This is a genomic window from Zavarzinia compransoris (assembly GCF_003173055.1).
GTDB lineage: Bacteria > Pseudomonadota > Alphaproteobacteria > Zavarziniales > Zavarziniaceae > Zavarzinia > Zavarzinia compransoris.
This window is the reverse complement of record NZ_QGLF01000003.1, coordinates 585,048-601,599: the sequence shown is the minus strand read 5'-3', so window position 1 is coordinate 601,599 and position 16,552 is coordinate 585,048. Positions and strand designations below refer to the sequence as shown.

Below are 16,552 nucleotides of genomic sequence, written 5' to 3'. Positions count from 1 at the left end.
CCATGCCGGGGGGAACCACGGGCGCCTCTGCGGTCGGCGCCGTCACCATCCGCATGTACCGGGGCATTCTCGGCGATTGCTTCCTCCTGACCTATGCCGCCGGGGGCAGCGACCGCCGGATCCTGATCGACTGCGGCGTGCTGCAGGCCGTTACCGGGGCCAAGGACCGGATCGTCGCCATCGTCGAGGATATCCGGCGGACCACCGGCGGCATCATCGACCTTCTGGTCCTGACCCACGAACATGCCGATCACATTTCGGGCATCGCCCATGCCTGGCCCTGTTTCTGCGACCAGCTGACCATCCGCGAGCTTTGGCTGGCCTGGACCGAGAACGTGCACGACGACCAGGCCAAGACATTGGGGGTGCAGCTTGCACAGGGCAAGGAGGCCCTGAAACTGGTCCAGCAGTTCGGCATGATGGGCGCGGCCGACACTCCCGCCCTGCGCACGGTGATCGAACTCGGCCGCTTCATCACCGTCATCGACGACGAACCGCCTGCCGGCCCCCCGTCCCGCCCCCGGCCGCGCACCGGCAACGCGATCATGGAGGCAATGAAGGCGAAGGTCGGCGCCCCCGCGACCCGCTATCTCGAACCCGGACAGGTGGTCCGGGCGGCTTCGGGCGGGATCAAGGCCCATGTCCTCGGCCCGCCGCGCACCACGCACCGCCTGAAAAACGATGCGCCGCGCAAAGGCGCCGGGCGGGAAGTCTATCTGACCTCGCTGGACGAAACCCTGGCGGTCGCCAGCGCCGCCAAGGCCCGGCTCCTGGCCAGGGCGGCCGACCTGGGCGCCGCCCCGGCCACCGCCGCGGGCGGCGATGCCGTCGCCGACCCGCCGCCCTTCGGCCGGCGCCACGGCCGCGCCCCGGGGGTTCGGGCCGATCATATCGAGAAGACCTACAACAGGACCGTCGCCGACTTCGACCGGCGCATCGACGACGAGTGGCTCGGCGCGGCGGAATCCCTGGCGCTGAAGATGGATTCGGACGTCAACAACACCAGTCTCGTGCTCGCCTTCGAACTGTCGGACGGCCAGATCCTGCTCTTTCCCGGCGATGCCCAGGTCGGCAACTGGCTGTCCTGGGGCGACCAGACCTATCCGGCGGCGGCGACCGCGGAGATACCCTTTCCCGCGACCGTCAACGATATCCTGGGCCGGGTCACCTTCTACAAGGTCGGCCACCATTGCAGTCACAATGCCACCCTCAGCGCCCTCGGCCTCGAACTCATGACCGACCCCCGGCTCGTCGCCGCCATCCCCGTCGTCGAGGAGATCGCGAAAGGCAAGGGCAAGAACTGGAACATGCCCTATCCCCACCTCTACCAGCGGCTGCGGGAAAAGACGCGGGACAGGGTGGTGCGCGGCGACGGCGACCGGCAGGCCGAAGCCGCGGCCTTCGCCGCGGTCGGCGATCCCGGCGCCGCCCGCTATCAGAGCACCGAACTGTGGGTCGAGATCACCGTCACCGCCGCGACCGCCTGAAACCCGGCCTCAAGCGGGGCTGGCCATCACTTCCGCCGCCGCGCGCTCGCCCGCTTCGAGGGCCCCGTCCAGATAGCCGATCCAGCGCGTGGCGGTTTCGGTGCCGGACCAGTGGATACGGCCGCAGGGCAGGCGCAGGGCGGGCCCGCAGGTGGTCAGGGTGCCGGGCGCGGTGAAGCCGGCATAGCCGCCCAGGCTCCACGGCTCGGCGATCCAATCCTTGTCGACATAGCCGATCGGCGTCGCCGCTTCGGGCCCGAAATAGCGTTGCAGCGCTTTGACGGCGGCGGCACGGCGCAGGTCCATGGGCGCGCCCGACAGGGCCCGGCTGTGGCCGCCGTCGAAGAAGCCGACCAGAAAGCCATGGGGGCTGCCGGGCGGCGTCGCATCCATGACCGGGCCGAAGGGCCCGCGGTCGCTGACCACTTCGCCCGACCACCCCCGCGCCCGCCAGAACGGCCGCTCGTAGGCCACCAGCGCCTTGATCACCGAGCCCATGGGCATGCGGCTGTGCAACTGCTGGCGCAGCGGCGGCAGGGCCGCCCCGAAATCGATGCGCGCGGCCAGCGCCGGGGCCAGGGCGACGATCACGCGGCCGGCACGGATCTCGCCGCCGGCATGGCGCACCGTCACCCCGGTCTCGGACGGTTCGACGGCATGGACCGGGGCTTGCAGCACCAGCGCCCCCGGCGGCAGCCGGTCGGCCAGCCGGGCCGCGAGCTGGAAGGCGCCGCCGCGGATCTTCAGCTTCTGCGCGCCGTCGCCCTGGACTTCGGCCTGGACCTCCAGGCTGCCGGCCCCCGCGATGGTGGTCAGCGCGGCCAGCAGCGAGATTTCATGGGCCTCGCAGGTGAAGATGGCCCGGGTCATGATATCCAGCACGCGGCGCCCGTCCCGCGTGAACAGCGTGCGGCGCAGCCATTGGTCCAGGGTCATCCGGTCCAGATCGGCCGCCCCGGCCGCCAGCCAGGGCGCCGCCGGGTCGATCGTCGCCGCCGCCCGGTTCAGGCCGCGAACCGCCCGGCCGGCATCGAGGGCGGCGAGCAGGGACATCCGCGGCACGGTGCCCCGATAGCGGCGCAAGCGGCCGCCGATATCGAGCAGGCGCAGCCCTTCGGCATATTGCGGGTAAAGCTCGAGGCCGAGTTCGGCGCAAAGCGCGAGCACCCGGTGCTGGGTCGGGCCGACCCACTGGCCGCCCAGGTCGACCGGCTCGCCGCATAATTCCCCACCCATGGTGCGGCCGCCCACCCGGTCGCGCGCTTCGAGCACGCAGATGCTGCGCCCGCCCTCGCTCAGCCGTCCCGCCGCGCGCAGGCCCGCCAGCCCGGCGCCGATGATGCAGACATCGACCTGTGCCGGCGCGGTCATGCTACGATCCCCCGGAAAGGCGTGCCGGCCTGCCCTGGTTTGCCCGTCATCCCGATGCTCTCCCATTTTTCATATACGCGTATACGATAATACACATGAATCCTCCCGACGCCAGACCCCGCGGGCGCCCGCGCCAGGCCGCGACCGACGAGCACGACATGCGCCAGCGCATCGTCGCCGCCGCGCGCACGCTTTTCCTGCGGGACGGGGTGGAAGCGGTCTCCATGCGCAACCTCGCCGGCGAGGTCGGCTGCTCGCCGATGTGGCTCTACCGCTACTTCGACAACAAGCAGGAGATCCTGTGGCAGGTCTGGGACCTGTTCTTCCGCGAACTCTTCGACCGGCTGGAGCGGATCGAGGCCACCTCGCCCCGGGCCCGGCTGGAACAGGCGGCGCTCGCCTATCTGGACTATTGGACGGCGCATCCCGACCGCTTCCTGATCGTCTTCCTGCAGAAGGATCTGGTCCCCGGGGGGACCCGGCGCTATCTGGAGGCTTCCGATATCGTCGGGCGCTTCGGCCTTTTCATGCATCTGGTCGCGGACGCGCAGGCCGGGGCCGAGCTTGGCGGGCCGGATGCCGCCGAGGTCGCCCAGGGGCTGGTCTGCCTGTTGCAGGGGCTGGCGCTGAATTTCATCACCATCCCCGAATTCCCCTGGCACGATCCCGCCAGCCTGGGCCGGCTGACCGTGCAGAGCTATCTCTCGGGCCTGCCGCCGTCCCCAGACCGCCCGCCGCCTTCCGGGGATTGATCCGGGCCCCGGCCGGGCGGCCGGAACCCCGGGGCGTTTAAGTGATTTTAAGATGTCGGCCGGCACTCTGGGCGCGGGTCCGCCGGTGGACCCTTCCCGCTCCGATCGCGCCATGGCCTTACTTCCGTTCCGCACCCGCGCGCCGCTCTACTGGCGGTCCCTCGTCTTCGTGGCGCTCGCCTGCCTGTCGCTCGTCGGGCTCGAGGGCTTCCGCCAGTGGACGGCGCGGGAAAACCGGATCGAGGCGATCTACCGCGAGACGGCCAATCTCGCCGGCTCGCTGTCGCAGCAGGCGACGAATTCGCTCCAGATCACCGATGCCGTGCTGCGCGACATCGCCGACCGCTATGGCGACGGCAGCGCGCTCGACGACGACGCCCGCCAGCGGCTGCGGGCCGCCATGGTCGGCCGCACCGCCAGCTTTCCCCTGCTCCAGGGGCTGTTCATCATGGACGAGCACGGCGATCCGGTGGTCACCTCGGTTCCCGATCCGCAGCCGCGCTTCAACTACAGCGACCGCGCCTATTTCGACTATCACCGGGGCCATGCCGAAATCAGCCTGCATATCGGCGAGGCGGTCCTGAGCAAGACCTCGGGCAATTGGATCATCACCGTCACCCGGCGCCTGAACAAGCCGGACGGCAGTTTCAACGGCGTCGTCCTCGCCTCGATCTCGCTCGACTTCTTCAAGCGCTTCTACGACGGCTTCGACGTCGGCGAGCGGGGCGTGATCACCCTGGTCCGGGGCGACGGCCGGATCCTGATGCGCAAGCCCTTCGAGGAAGCGACGCTGGGCAAAAGCATGCTGAACGGCCCGGTATTCCGGGACCTGCTGCCCCGGGGCCCGACCGGCAATGCCGAAACCGTGTCCAGCATCGACGGCATCCGCCGCTTCCTGTCCTTTCGCCGGGTCGAGGATTTCCCCCTGGTGATCATCGTCGCCCTTTCGACCGACGAAGCCCTGGCCTCCTGGCGCGCGGCGACCTGGCAGGGCATGGGCACCGCCATCGCCCTGTCGCTGTTCCTCGCCTATCTCGGCCTCGCCATGGCCCGGCAGGCGCGCCAGCGCGACCGGGCGGAACAGGCGGTCACCGCCAGCGAAGCCAGCTACCGCCTGCTGGCCGAGAATGCCTCGGACCTCGTGCTGAAGCTCGACGCGGACGGCCAGCCGACCTATGCCTCCCCGTCCTGCGCCGATATTCTCGGCTACGAGCCCGGCCCCTTCGTGACCCTGCCCTATGGCGGGCTGGTCCATCCCGACGACCTGCCCCGGCTGCTCGCGATCATGAAGGCCGTGGCCAAGAACGGGCACGGCAGCGCCACGACAAGGGTCAGGCACCGCAAGGGCCATTACATCTGGCTGGAGACCTCGCTCCGCTATATCCCGGCCGAGCGCGGCTTCATCGCCGCCGCCCGCGACGTCTCGGAACGCCGCGCCGTCGAGGACCGGCTGGCCGCCACCAGCCGCGCCCTCGACGAGCGCCGGCACCGGATCGATCTCATCGGGCGCATGGCCCAGCGCCTGCCCTGCTGCCGCGACATCCGGGAATTCTCGGTCACGGTCGAATGTTTCGTGCCCCAGATCCTGCCCGGGGTGGCCGGGGCCTTCTACCTCTTCACCGCCGGGAAGGGCCACCTGGACCGGCTGGCCGCCTGGGGCGATACCGCCGCCCTGATGCCCGCCGGCTTCGAGGCCGAGGATTGCTGGGCGCTGCGCCGCGGCCAGGGCCATATCGTCGGCACGGACGGCGCGGAACTCGTCTGTTCACACCACGGCAGCCAGCCCCGCCCCTATGCCTGCCTGCCGCTGGTCGCGCAGGAGAAGACCGCCGGCCTGCTCTATCTCCAGACGGCGGTCGATCCCGCCGACCGCGACATGAACATGCTGGTCGAGACCATTTCCCTCGCCCTCGTCAACCTGCAACTGCGGGAAGACCTGCGCGAGCAATCGATCCGCGACGCATTGACCGGCCTGTTCAATCGCCGCTACCTCGAAGAAGCGATCGAGCTCGAGATCGCCCGCGCCGGCCGCGACAACACCCCGCTCTCGGTCCTGATGATCGACGCCGACCATTTCAAGCGGCTGAACGACAGTTTCGGCCACGAGGCCGGCGACCACGTCCTGGCCGAGATCGGCCGGCTGCTGGCCGCGCAGTTCAGGGCAGGCGATATCGCCTGCCGTTACGGCGGCGAGGAATTCACCGTGATCCTGCCCGGCGCCGGCCAGGCCGATGCCCGGCGCCGGGCGGAACAGCTGCGCGCCGCCGTCGCCGGCCACGCCTTCGTCCACCAGGACCGGGATATCGGCCAGGTCACGCTCTCGATCGGCGTCGCGACCTTGCCCGAGGACGGCGACACGGCGGACGCCCTGCTCACCAGCGGCGACAAGGCGCTCTATGCGGCCAAGCAGGCCGGGCGCAACCGGGTGGTGGCAAGGGTCGCCGCCGCCGCCTGACGCCGCACTCAGCAAACGGCCCGGCCGCCCGAGATGTCGTAGACCGCGCCCGTGCTGAAACTGCAGTCCGCCGAGGCCAGCCAGGCGGTCAGGGCCGCCACTTCCGACGGCTCGCCCACCCGCTTCAGCGGGATCTTGCTGCGGAAGAAGTCGACGCTTTCGGGCGACATCTGCTTCAGGATATCGGTCGCGATCTGGCCGGGGGCGATCGCATTGGCGAGAATGCCGGTCTCGGCCAATTCGCGGCCGAGGCAGCGGACCATGGCGATGATGCCCGCCTTCGAGGCCGAATAGGCCGCCATATAGGGATTGCCCTCCTTGCCCGCGATCGAGGCGATGCAGACGATGCGGCCATAGCCCTTCGCCTTCATCGCCGGAATCGCGGCCCGGGTCGCCAGGAAACTGCCGGTCAGGTTGATGTCGACGATGCGCCGCCAGTCGGCGAGGGTGTAATCCTCCAGGGCCCCGGTCGGCCCAGTGATGCCGGCGGCATTCACCAGGATATCGAGGGCGCCGAAGGCCGCGACGGCCTCCGCCATGGCGGCGCTCACCGCCTCTTCATCGGTGATGTCGACGATCCGGCGCAGGCGCCCGGGCGCCTCCGCGCCCTGCCGCACGTCCCAGACCGCGACCCGCGCGCCCGATTGTTCCAGCCGCTCGACGATGGCGGCGCCGATGCCGCCCGCACCGCCGGTGACGATGGCGAAGCGGCCGGCGAGATCGATCCTGTTCATGCAACGAAACTCCCGCGCCCGCGCCCGCCGCAAGCGGGCGCGGGCGCACAAGGTCAGGTGGACAATTTGCACTCGGCGTTCGGGGCGGGCATGGCCTGGTCGGCCGGCACGGTCATGGTGATGACCGGCTTCAGCACCCCTTCATGTTCCTTCACCACGCCGAAGTAATTGGGCACCACCAGCTGGTGGTCTTCCTTCCGCATCAGTTGCTGGCCGAACAGCGTGTCGAACGTGGCCCCTTCCATCGCGGCGGCGACATCGGCCGGCTTCACGCTGCCCGCCGTCTTCACCGCCTGGAAGATCACCTGCATGCCGACATAGGTCTCGCCCTCGAAATTGGTCGGCGCGGTGCCGGGGTATTTCGCGGCCCAGCGGGCGACGAAATCCCTGTTGGCCGGGGTATCGAGGGTGGAACTGTAGTTGATCACGCCCCAGACGCCCTTGGCGACCTCGCCCAGCGTCTTCACCGTATTGTCGGTGGCGAAGGAAACGCCGGCGGTGAAGACCTTGTCGAACAGGCCGAACTGTTTCGCCTGGGTGGCGAAATTCACCGCGTCGCGCCCGGCCAGCGCCACCCACAGGCCCTTCGCCCCGGATTCCGCGATCTTCTGGATATAGGGCGCGAAATCATTGTTGCCCAGGCTGGCGTAACCTTCAGCGACCACGGTGCGGCCGTTGGCGGCGGCGGCCTTGGCAAAGCTCGCCCCGGAATTCCGGCCCCAGGCGGTGTCGGAGCCCATGATCGCCCAGTCTTTCTCCTCGCGCGTGGCCAGCCAGGGGGTGACCACATTGGCGTCGGCCGAATCCGGGTGGTTCACCCGGAACAGGCGGCGGTTGCAGGACTTGCCGGTAATGTCGTCGGCCTTGGAGATCGTCGCGACATAGAGCGCGTCCCAGCGTTCCAGCATGGGCGCGATCGCCAGCACCTCGCCCGAGGCGATCGAGGCCGCCATGATGTTGAAGCCGGAAAGCGCCAGTTTCTCCGCCTGCTGGCGCGCCATCTCGGCCTTCGCCTGGGTATCGAGGAAGCGGACCTCGACCGGGCGGCCGTCGATGCCGCCTGCCGCATTGGCTTCGTCGACGGCGATGGTGACGGCGCGGCGCGCCTGTTCGCCGAGGTCGCCGTAGGGACCGGTCAGCGCGGTCGGGATGCCGATGCGCAGCGGATCGGCGGCGCGGGCGAAGCGCGGGCCGGCGGCGGCCAGCAGGGCGGCCCCGGCCGAGCCCGCCAGCAGGGTGCGGCGATTGAGATGCATGATGTTTCCTCCCGTTGCTTGTGTCATTCGTCAGACCGCGACGTGCTTCTTCAGGCTTTCCATGGACAGGCCGGCCAGTTGCCCGGCCTCCACCACCGCCCCCTTGGAGAGGACGTAGTAACGTTCCGCGACCTTGCGGACGAGGCCGAAGTTCTGCTCGATCAGCAGGATCGAGGTGCCGGCGTCGGCCAGTTTCACCAGGTTGTCGCCCAGTTCGTCGACGACCACCGGGGCGAGGCCCTCGCTCGGCTCGTCGAGGATCAGGAGGTCGGGATTGGCCATCAGGGCGCGGCCGATCGCCAGCATCTGCTGCTGGCCGCCGCTCATGGCCGTGCCCGGCGTCTCCGCCCGTTCCCGCAGGATGGGAAAGAGGCCGAACACCGCCTCGACGGTCCAGGGCCCCTTGCGGTTGGGGGCGGCGCCCAGGTGCAGGTTCTCGCGCACGGTCAGGCCGGGCACGATGCGCCGGCCCTGCGGCACCACCGAAAGCCCGGCGCGGGCCGCGCTGAAGGTGCGGATGGTGCCCACCCGCTTGCCGCCGAAGGCGACATGGCCCTTCTTCAAGGCGGCAAGGCCGAGACAGGTGTTCACCACCGTGGTCTTGCCGACGCCGTTCCGGCCAAGGATCGCCACCCGTTCCCCCCGGCTGACGGCGAGCGAAACATCGTGCAGCACCCGGGCGCGGCCATAGGCGGCATCGACGCCGTCGAGTTCAAGCAGGCTCATGCGACCGCACTCCCCAGATAGGCCCGGATCACGTCCGGATTGGCGCGCACCTCGTCGGGCGTGCCCTCGGTCAGGATCCGGCCGAGATGCAGCACGGTGATGCGGCTGCAGATCGAGAAGATCACCTCCATGTCGTGTTCGACGAGGAGAACGGTCAGGTTCCAGCGCTGCGCCAGGTCGCGCAGCAGGTGGGCCAGCGCCAGGCTTTCCCCCATGGTCAGGCCGGCCGCCGGCTCGTCGAGGAGGAGGACCTTCGGATGGCCGACCAGCGAGAGGGCGATATCGACCCGGCGCTGGTCGCCGTAGGAGATGTCGGCCGCGCGCCGCCCGGCATGGGGCAGGAGGTGCATCTCGCGCAGCACGTCTTCCGTATTGTCGTTCTCGGCGTTGCGCGCGGCCAGCGCCACCTGCTGGCGCACCGTGAGATCGGGGAAGATATTGGTCTTCTGGAACGAGCGGGCGAGGCCGGCGCGGCGCCGGGCCCTTTCGCTGATCCCGGAAATATCCCGCCCCTCGATCACGACCCGGCCCATCGGGTTGGCGCCCCGGCCGCACAGCACATCCATGCAGGTGGACTTGCCGGCGCCGTTCGAGCCGATCAGGCCGCGGATTTCCCCGGGCCGGAGCGCGATCGAGACATTGTCGAGCGCGGTGAAGCCGCCGTAGCGCCGGGTCAGGCCGCTGGCTTCGAGACTATAGGCGTCAGCCATGGCGACCTCCGAAGATACGACGGGCAAGGGTGCCCAGCGCCCCGCCGATGCCGGACGGCAGGGCGACGGTGACGACGATCAGGGCGATGCCGATGAAGGCCGGCCAATGGTCGGTGATGCTGCCCGCCGCATCGCGCACGAAGAAATAGAGCATGGCCCCCAGCGCCGGCCCCCAGACGGTGCGGGCACCGCCGATGATGGCCATGACCAGGGCTTCGCCCGAATGGGTCCAATGCACGGAATCGGGTGTGACGAAGCCGTTGTAGGCGGCGAACAGCACCCCGCCCAGGGCGGCGATCCCGGCCGAGATCGCATAGACCACGGCGCGCGGCACCATAGTTTCGTAACCGATGAAGCGCGCCCGTTCCTCGTTGCCCTGGATCGCCAGGGTCAGCGTGCCGAAATGCGACCGCCCCAGCAGCCAGAGGCCGAGCAGCACCAGCATGAGGATGCCCCAGCAGATCAGAAACATGCTGTCGGCACGCTGGAACACGGCGACCGGAATGCCGAAGACCGCATCCGGCAGGGCAACCGCGATACCGTCCTCGCCGTTGGCCAGCGAGCGCCAGCGCATGACCAGTTCGAACCCGGCCTGCGCCACCGCCAGCGTCAGCATCGAGAAGGCGACGCCGGCAACGCGCAGCATCACGAAGCCGATCAGGAAGGCGAAGACGGTGGGGACGACGACGGCGGCGATCACCGCCACCTCGACCGAGACCAGCCGGTGTTCGAGGGCCAGGGCCAGCAGATAGGCGGCACCGCCGTAGAACAGCGCATGGCCGAAGCTGACCAGCCCGTTCTGCCGGATCAGGAAGCCGACGGCGGTCGCCAGGATGGCGACGATCGTGCCCTGGGTCAGCAGCGTCGCCAGCAGGGGCGAGCCGGCGACGGCGGGCAGCAGGGCGCCGGCCAGGGCAACGGCGGCAAGGCCGGCCGGGAAGCCCCAGGCGCGGGGCAGGCGAAGGGCCTGTGCGGGCATGATGTCCGTTCTCTCGCTCATCAGTGGGCGCTCCTCACGATGCCGTTGGGGCGCCAGATCAGCACCGCGACCATCAGCATCAAGGGGATCATGGAGGCGACATTGGGGGTGTAGACGACGCCGAGGTTGTGCAGCTGGCCGATCACCAGGGCGGCGATGAAGGCCCCGCCGAAGGAGCCGAGCCCGCCGGTGACGACGACGATGAAACTCTCGATCAGGATCGAGGCGCCCATCGACGGCGACAGCGCGATCAGCGGCGCCGCGATGACGCCCGACAGCCCGGCCAGCCCGGTTCCGACCGCGACCACCAGCATGGACAGGCGCTCGGTGTCGACGCCCTGCATGGCGGTGGTCACCGGGTCGACGCTGGACGCGCGGACGTAGAGCCCCGCCCGGGTGAAGCGCAGCCAGGCGCTGAGACCGCCCGCGACCAGGACCGCGGCGACGATCACGGCAAGGCGATAGACCGGGAAGGTGACGTCGCCGATGGCGATCGAACCGGACAGCAGCTCGGGCATCGGGAAGCTGATCAGGTCCTTGCCCCAGATCGCGCGCACCACGTCCTCCAGCACCAGGAGAATGCCGAAGGTGACGAGTACGGTCACGATCGGGTCTTCCTTCTGCAGGGTGCGGAAGACCATGCGGTCGAGAACGACGCCGAGCGCGGCGAGGGCCAGCGCCGCGACCGGCAGCGCCACCCAGAAGCCGAAGGCGACGGCGGCGGCATAGCCGACATAGGCGCCGAGCATATAGAGCGCGCCATGGGCGAAATTCACCACCCGGCGCAGGCCGAAGATCATGACGAGGCCGACCGACATGACATAGAGCATGCCGCCGTGGACGAGGCCGTTCAGGATGTGAACAAGCATGTGCCGCCTCCGCCGGGATTGGGGGTGAGGGCTCGGGTCATGGGTGGTCCTCCCTGGTGATGGATCAGACGGCGCGCAGTCGCCGTTCTTGTTGCTGTTGCGGCACGCATCCCGCCGCATGGCGGGCGGCGCGCCAGGCGAAGACGATGGCGGGCCCGAGGGTGGTGCCCGGCCCCGGATAGGTCCCGGCCATGATCGAAGCCATGTCGTTGCCGCAGGCATAGAGCCCGGGAATGACCTCGCCGGCACCGTTCAGCACGCGGGCGTCCTCGTCGGTCGAGAGCCCGGTGGAACAGGCGATTTCGGCCGGAAAGACTTCGACGGCGCAGAAGGGGCCGGTCTCGAGCGGGGCCAGGCAGGGATTGGGGCCATGGCCGGCATCGCCGTTGAACCGCGACAATTCGCTTTCGCCCTTGCCGAAATCCTCGTCCCGGCCGGTCCGGGCGAAGCCGTTGTGGCGCGCCACCGTCGCGGCCAGGACGGCTGGGTCGAGGCCGAGGCGGCGGGCCAGCGCCTCGAGCGTCGGCGCCAGGGTCAGATAGCCGCTGTCGGCAAAGGGCTGCAGGTCGCGCGTGCCGGGATGGACCGGGCCGATGCCGTAGCGCCGCACGAACCCGGCGGTGCAGACGAGGAAGGCCGGGATCGACCTGGTCGCATACATGGCTTCGACGAAATCATGGTAGGAAGCGCCCTCGTCGACGAAGCGCCGGCCCTCGCGGTTCACCGCGATCAGGCCCGGCTTCGCCCGGTCAAGGGACAGATGGGGAAACAGCCCCTGGGTGCCGTCCCGGCGCGGCACTTTCGAGACCGGGGTCCAGAAGGCGCCGCTGCCATGTTCGCCCGGCGCGACGCGGGCGCCGAGCCCCTGGCCCAGGCGGATGCCGTCGCCCGTGTCCGGCGCCGCGGCCAGCGAGAGCGGCGTCACCGGCTGCGGCATGAAGGCGTTTCGCAGTTGCTGGTCATGGGCATAGCCGCCGGTGGCCAGCACCACGCCGCGCCGCGCCCGGATGCGCAGCCGGCCCGTTGCGGTCTCGATCACCGCCCCCTCGACGCCGCGCGGGCCCTGGATCAGTTCGACGATGCCCGCCCCGAACAGGATCGGCACGTCCTGCCGCTTCAGGCTGTAGAACAGGCGCGCCACCAGGGCATTGCCCATCACCACCCTGGTACCCCGGCTGTAACGCAGGCGATCCTTCAGGTAGCGGGCGAAGAGCTTGCCGGCATGGATGAAATTGGCCACGGACTTGAAGCGGCCGAGGAGGCGGGGAATATCGTCCTTGCCCACCATCATGCCGCCGAAGACCATGAATTCGCGGATCGGCGGGCGCACCCGCTCGAAATCCGGGCCGAGCAGGCGGCCGTCGAACATGCGGGCGACGATGGCCCGCCCGGCAACCGCGGCGCCCGGCCGGTTGGACTGGTAGTCCGGGTGCTTGCCGCAGGGCACGAACTGCACCTCGGTGCGCCGCATCAGGTCGTCGATGACCTCGGGCCCGCTGGCCAGATAGGCTTCGCGCAGGCGCCGGTTGGGAGCCTCGGGGCCGCCGGTCAGGGCATCCATGTAACGTTCCGCGTCAGCCGCGCTGTCGGTCCAGCCGGCGGCGAGGCTCTGACGGTTGCCGGGGATCCACAGGGTCCCGGCGGAGGTGGCGGCGGTGCCGCCCACCTGTTCGCTCTTTTCCGCGATCACCACGTCGAGGCCTTCGAGGCTGGCGACCAGGGCCGCCGCCATGCCGCCGGGGCCGGCGCCGGCGACCAGAAGATCGGTCTCGCGGTCGAATGTCGGCTGGGTCATGCTCGTTCTCCGTCAGGCCCGGCGCGCCAGGGACGCGGCCAGGGTTGCCGCCGCCGTCTCGCCCGCGATCAGGCCGAAGACGGCGGCCTTGGACAGGCCGCCGGAATAGCCGGCCTTGCTGCCGCCTTCGAGGCCGCCGGTGCAAGATCCGGCGGCGAACAGGCCGGGGATCGGTTGCCCCGCGCCATCCAGCACCCGGGCCGCGGCATCGATGGCGATGCCGCCCATGGTGTAGGTGACGCCGGCAGCGATCGGCACGGCATGGAAGGGCGCCTTCAGGATGGGCCAGGGCTTGTAGCGCGCGGCGCTTCGCCCCTGGGCTTCGGGCTGGCCGGCGGCGATGGCCGCATTGTAGTCGGCCAGGGTCTGCGCCAGCGCCGCCGCCGGCAGGCCGGTCGCCGCGGCCAGATCGGGGACCGTCGCCGCCGTGGTCAGGCGCCCGCCCGCCTGCAGCAGATAGGGATTGGCGGGCAGCAGCCAGTCGGTACCCGGCCCCTGCCAGATCGCCGCGTCGAAAATGATCCAGGCACCGGCGGGATCGGGCAGGCGGGCGATTTCATTGGTGATATAGACGCCGCCCAGCCCCTCGTCGCAGAAGCGGCGGCCGAGGCCATCGACCACCAAGCCGGCGGTGGCCAGCGAATCCAGCACCGGATAGGGCCAGAAGCGCTGGTCGGTCAGCGCCTCGCGGTATTGGATATGGCCATAGAAGCGATCCATGCCCCGGAGCGCCGCCCCCGCTGCCTCGGCCATGCGCAGGCCCGCCCCCCGGCCGCTGCCGGCGTTCCGCATCAGCAGTTTTTCCGGGGCCGGCGAGATGAAGCGGCGCATCAGTTCCATATCCGCCTGGAAGCCGCCGTCGGCCAGCACCACGGCACGGGCCGGGATCTCGGCCCTTACCCCGCCGATGGTGGCGATGACGCCGGCGACCGCCCCCTCGCGCAGGATCAGTTCCCCGGCCGCGGCCCCCCGGTGCAATTGCCCGCCGAGGCGGGCCAGGCGCTCGCCCAGGGTGCGCAGCATGACGTCGCCCGCCCGGCCCTGCCAATGCAGCCCGGTCTGGCGCACGCCCGGCGGGGCCAGGGAATTGCGGCGCAACCCGTCCGGCCCCGCCTTGATGAAGCGGATGCCCTGGCGGCGCAGCCAGTCGAGGGTGCGGCGGGCATTCCGGGTCAGCGCGGCGGCGAGGGCCGGATCGGTTTCGCCATGGGTCGCCCGGTGCAGATTGTCCAGCACCCAGGCGGGATCGCCCGCCATGTCGTCCATGGCGATATGGAACAGGCCGCCGGTATAGCGGCTGTTGCAGAGATAGGCGTCCTCGGCGCCGGCCTCCAGCACGGTGACGGCAAGCCCGTCCTCCGCCGCGCGGATGGCGGCGGCAAGGCCGGCCAGCCCGGCCCCGACGACGACGAGATCCTGATGGTCGCTCATCGCCCGGCCCTCACTTCGGCATCAGGGTGTCGGCGATGATGCGCAGCACCTCGACATAGGAGGCGAGCAGCCCGCCGAGGACGAGACTGGCGACGGCGCCGCCCGCGACCACCAGCGGCGGCCAGCCCGCCAGCGCCAGCAGCACCGAGGCCGCCAGCGGCACCAGGCCGAGGACGGCGGCCAGCACCATCCCCCTGGCGACCAGGAAGGTTACGATCGGATAGGTCGGAATACGGTAGTCTTGCCCGGACACGTCACGCTCCCCTTTGTCATCCGGGGGTCGGAAACCGGCAATCCGATCCCGTCGACACCGCGCGAGCGCGCATCGCGGCAACGGGCTGCGGGACAGTCCCCGGACGTTTTCCGACCCCTGGGGGTGACGGCCAGGCCGGCCCCCGCTTTACTTGGACCCGGCGCCTTGTCTGGCACCGTTATTTGCTCAGTATGCTGTTATTCTGCATACTGTCAATATTCCAATGTGAACCTAGCGCGGGTTTGCGGCCGCATGGCGGGCGGCCAGGCGGCCCGAGGTGAAGGCCCAGGCCAGGTGATGGCCATGGCCTTCGAGCAGCAGCCCGCCCTGCCCGACCGACCCCACGGCATAGAGGCCGGGCACCACCGTGCCGTCGACCTTGGTGACCTGGTGGTGGCGGTTCACGGTCAGGCCGCCGTCGGTCAGGATGATCCAGCTTTTCACCGGGCCGAGGCCATAGAACGGCCCCCTGGCCAGGGCCGGCCGGCCCGTCCCCGGGGTTTCGGCGTTGTAATCCCTGACGGTGCGCTCCAGCGCTTCGGCGGGCACGCCCATCGAGCGGGCGAGTTCGCCGATGGTCGCCGCCTTGTGGTAAAGGTCGGGCCGGGTGCGGCGGTAGTCGTCGAGATAGGCATAGGCCACCCCCGGCGCGGTCGAGATGAAATAGGGCCACTTGCGGAATTTCTGCGCCACCTCGTCGTCGAAGACGATGAAGCCCTGCTTGTCCGGCTGCGGGCCGAAGGCATAGGTCGGCTTGTCCAATTCGTCGGTGAAACGCTCGCCGCGCTTGTTCACCAGGATCGAGCCTTCCTTGAACATGCTGGGCTCGGGGCTGAGATAGGTGGTGACGAAGGACAGGATGAAGGGCCGCAGCAGCCAGGACGGCAGAAGTTCCAGCGCCATGCGCATGGCCTTGGTGAACCAGGGCCAGGGCGGCAGGCTGAGCAGCAGGCTCGGCTTTGCCGGCGGCATGAAGCGAAGGTTCGGGCCATAGACCACCTGGCCGAATTTGACCGCCGCCCCCAGTTCCTCGCCGAAGCGGTGGCCGTCGCCGACATTGGTGGTGTTGACACCATCGACATCCGCCACCGCCGGGTTGAACCGGCCTTTCCATTCGCCGCTGGACGAATAGTCGCCGGTCGCCAGGATCACCGCCTTCCGGGCGCGCAGTTCCACCGCCCGGCCGCCGACCGCCGCCTCCACCCCGACGACTTTCCCGCCGTCGAGGATCAGGCGGGTGACCGTGGCGCGCACGCGGGCATCGACCCCGACACGCTTCGCCTCCCGCGCCAGGAACCAGATATAGGCGCGGGAATTGGGCAGGATATTGTGCATGCGCGGCTGGCGATGCGGCGGCTCCGGCATGGGGCCGTAGAAGGTAACCCCCAGCGACATCAGCCAGTCGACGCTTTCGGTCACATTGTCGACCAGGATGCGGCGCAGTTCCAGATTGTCGCCGGCTTCGAGATCGCCCAGGAATTTGCGGGCCATGGCCCCCATATCCTCGAAATGGGCATCCGCGCTGTCGGTGACGCCGGCCCGCTTCTGGTGCCAGGTGCCGCTGGCGGTGATCGAGCCGATGGAAAGCCCGGTCGAACCGCGCAATTCCTCGTGCTTTTCGAGCAGGATCACCTTGGCCCCGGCCTGGCGGGCAAAGATCGCCGCGGTCAGGCCCGAACCGCCCCCGCCGACGACGATGATATCGGTTTCTTCACGGATCATCTGGCGTTCCCC

At 69.7% G+C, this 16,552-nt stretch carries 14 protein-coding genes; 3 read left to right on the top strand and 11 right to left on the bottom strand.

All coding sequences use genetic code 11. The features are described from left to right. Window positions 1-2: 2 nt before the first annotated feature. Window positions 3-1,487 carry an MBL fold metallo-hydrolase gene (locus DKG75_RS13550; protein ID WP_109921651.1) on the top strand — a complete coding sequence of 495 codons (1,485 nt, stop codon included), beginning with the start codon at window positions 3-5 and terminating at the stop codon, window positions 1,485-1,487. A gap of 9 nt (window positions 1,488-1,496) precedes the next feature. Here DKG75_RS13550 and DKG75_RS13545 read toward each other — a convergent pair whose 3' ends face one another. Then, the gene (locus DKG75_RS13545) at window positions 1,497-2,858 is read right to left on the bottom strand and encodes a flavin monoamine oxidase family protein (protein WP_166646543.1); all 1,362 of its coding nucleotides are present in this window, start codon (window positions 2,856-2,858) and stop codon (window positions 1,497-1,499) included. A gap of 95 nt (window positions 2,859-2,953) precedes the next feature. Between DKG75_RS13545 and DKG75_RS13540 the strand changes: the two genes are divergently transcribed. Together DKG75_RS13540 and DKG75_RS13535 are read left to right on the top strand one after the other, a co-directional pair. Then, window positions 2,954-3,610, top strand: coding sequence for a TetR/AcrR family transcriptional regulator (locus tag DKG75_RS13540; protein ID WP_109921649.1), 657 nt, complete (start codon window positions 2,954-2,956; stop codon window positions 3,608-3,610). A 112-nt stretch (window positions 3,611-3,722) separates the two neighbouring features. After that, entirely contained in the window at window positions 3,723-6,065 is a 2,343-nt protein-coding gene (locus tag DKG75_RS13535) for a diguanylate cyclase (protein WP_166646542.1), read from the top strand. Between the two features lie 8 nt (window positions 6,066-6,073). Here the strand turns inward: DKG75_RS13535 and DKG75_RS13530 are convergent, their stop codons facing one another. The 10 genes from DKG75_RS13530 to DKG75_RS13485 all read right to left on the bottom strand — a co-directional run bounded on the left by DKG75_RS13530 (window position 6,074) and on the right by DKG75_RS13485 (window position 16,540). Next, entirely contained in the window at window positions 6,074-6,799 is a 726-nt protein-coding gene (locus DKG75_RS13530) for an SDR family oxidoreductase (RefSeq protein ID WP_109921647.1), read from the bottom strand. A 53-nt stretch (window positions 6,800-6,852) separates the two neighbouring features. Continuing rightward, on the bottom strand, window positions 6,853-8,055 hold the full coding sequence (locus DKG75_RS13525; protein ID WP_166646541.1) for an ABC transporter substrate-binding protein: 1,203 nt from the start codon (window positions 8,053-8,055) through the stop codon (window positions 6,853-6,855). A gap of 30 nt (window positions 8,056-8,085) precedes the next feature. Then, the gene (locus tag DKG75_RS13520) at window positions 8,086-8,781 is read right to left on the bottom strand and encodes an ABC transporter ATP-binding protein (RefSeq protein WP_109921645.1); all 696 of its coding nucleotides are present in this window, start codon (window positions 8,779-8,781) and stop codon (window positions 8,086-8,088) included. Further along, complete coding sequence (locus DKG75_RS13515) at window positions 8,778-9,491, bottom strand: ABC transporter ATP-binding protein (protein WP_109921644.1); 714 nt, start codon at window positions 9,489-9,491, stop codon at window positions 8,778-8,780. Before DKG75_RS13515 ends, DKG75_RS13520 begins: the two co-directional genes overlap by 4 nt. Beyond that, complete coding sequence (locus tag DKG75_RS13510) at window positions 9,484-10,491, bottom strand: branched-chain amino acid ABC transporter permease (RefSeq protein WP_109921643.1); 1,008 nt, start codon at window positions 10,489-10,491, stop codon at window positions 9,484-9,486. Before DKG75_RS13510 ends, DKG75_RS13515 begins: the two co-directional genes overlap by 8 nt. Next, a complete protein-coding gene (locus DKG75_RS13505) occupies window positions 10,491-11,339 on the bottom strand; it encodes a branched-chain amino acid ABC transporter permease (protein ID WP_109921642.1) in 849 nt (282 codons plus the stop codon). The genes DKG75_RS13510 and DKG75_RS13505 overlap by 1 nt, the downstream gene beginning before the upstream one ends. 64 nt (window positions 11,340-11,403) lie before the next feature. Further along, complete coding sequence (locus tag DKG75_RS13500; protein WP_109921641.1) at window positions 11,404-13,134, bottom strand: FAD-dependent oxidoreductase; 1,731 nt, start codon at window positions 13,132-13,134, stop codon at window positions 11,404-11,406. Between the two features lie 12 nt (window positions 13,135-13,146). After that, a complete protein-coding gene (locus DKG75_RS13495) occupies window positions 13,147-14,565 on the bottom strand; it encodes an FAD-dependent oxidoreductase (RefSeq protein ID WP_109921640.1) in 1,419 nt (472 codons plus the stop codon). A gap of 10 nt (window positions 14,566-14,575) precedes the next feature. Next, window positions 14,576-14,818 carry a hypothetical protein gene (locus tag DKG75_RS13490; protein WP_109921639.1) on the bottom strand — a complete coding sequence of 81 codons (243 nt, stop codon included), beginning with the start codon at window positions 14,816-14,818 and terminating at the stop codon, window positions 14,576-14,578. Window positions 14,819-15,049: 231 nt separating this feature from the next. Continuing rightward, entirely contained in the window at window positions 15,050-16,540 is a 1,491-nt protein-coding gene (locus tag DKG75_RS13485) for an FAD-dependent oxidoreductase (RefSeq protein ID WP_109921638.1), read from the bottom strand. Window positions 16,541-16,552 lie beyond the last annotated feature (12 nt).

Bases quoted from the DNA above. Each gene is read 5' to 3' on its own strand.
- DKG75_RS13550 (WP_109921651.1), top strand. From the start codon at position 3: ATGCCGGGGGGAACCACGGGCGCCTCTGCGGTCGGCGCCGTCACCATC.
- DKG75_RS13545 (WP_166646543.1), bottom strand. From the start codon at position 2,858: ATGACCGCGCCGGCACAGGTCGATGTCTGCATCATCGGCGCCGGGCTG.
- DKG75_RS13540 (WP_109921649.1), top strand. From the start codon at position 2,954: ATGAATCCTCCCGACGCCAGACCCCGCGGGCGCCCGCGCCAGGCCGCG.
- DKG75_RS13535 (WP_166646542.1), top strand. From the start codon at position 3,723: ATGGCCTTACTTCCGTTCCGCACCCGCGCGCCGCTCTACTGGCGGTCC.
- DKG75_RS13530 (WP_109921647.1), bottom strand. From the start codon at position 6,799: ATGAACAGGATCGATCTCGCCGGCCGCTTCGCCATCGTCACCGGCGGT.
- DKG75_RS13525 (WP_166646541.1), bottom strand. From the start codon at position 8,055: ATGCATCTCAATCGCCGCACCCTGCTGGCGGGCTCGGCCGGGGCCGCC.
- DKG75_RS13520 (WP_109921645.1), bottom strand. From the start codon at position 8,781: ATGAGCCTGCTTGAACTCGACGGCGTCGATGCCGCCTATGGCCGCGCC.
- DKG75_RS13515 (WP_109921644.1), bottom strand. From the start codon at position 9,491: ATGGCTGACGCCTATAGTCTCGAAGCCAGCGGCCTGACCCGGCGCTAC.
- DKG75_RS13510 (WP_109921643.1), bottom strand. From the start codon at position 10,491: ATGAGCGAGAGAACGGACATCATGCCCGCACAGGCCCTTCGCCTGCCC.
- DKG75_RS13505 (WP_109921642.1), bottom strand. From the start codon at position 11,339: ATGCTTGTTCACATCCTGAACGGCCTCGTCCACGGCGGCATGCTCTAT.
- DKG75_RS13500 (WP_109921641.1), bottom strand. From the start codon at position 13,134: ATGACCCAGCCGACATTCGACCGCGAGACCGATCTTCTGGTCGCCGGC.
- DKG75_RS13495 (WP_109921640.1), bottom strand. From the start codon at position 14,565: ATGAGCGACCATCAGGATCTCGTCGTCGTCGGGGCCGGGCTGGCCGGC.
- DKG75_RS13485 (WP_109921638.1), bottom strand. From the start codon at position 16,540: ATGATCCGTGAAGAAACCGATATCATCGTCGTCGGCGGGGGCGGTTCG.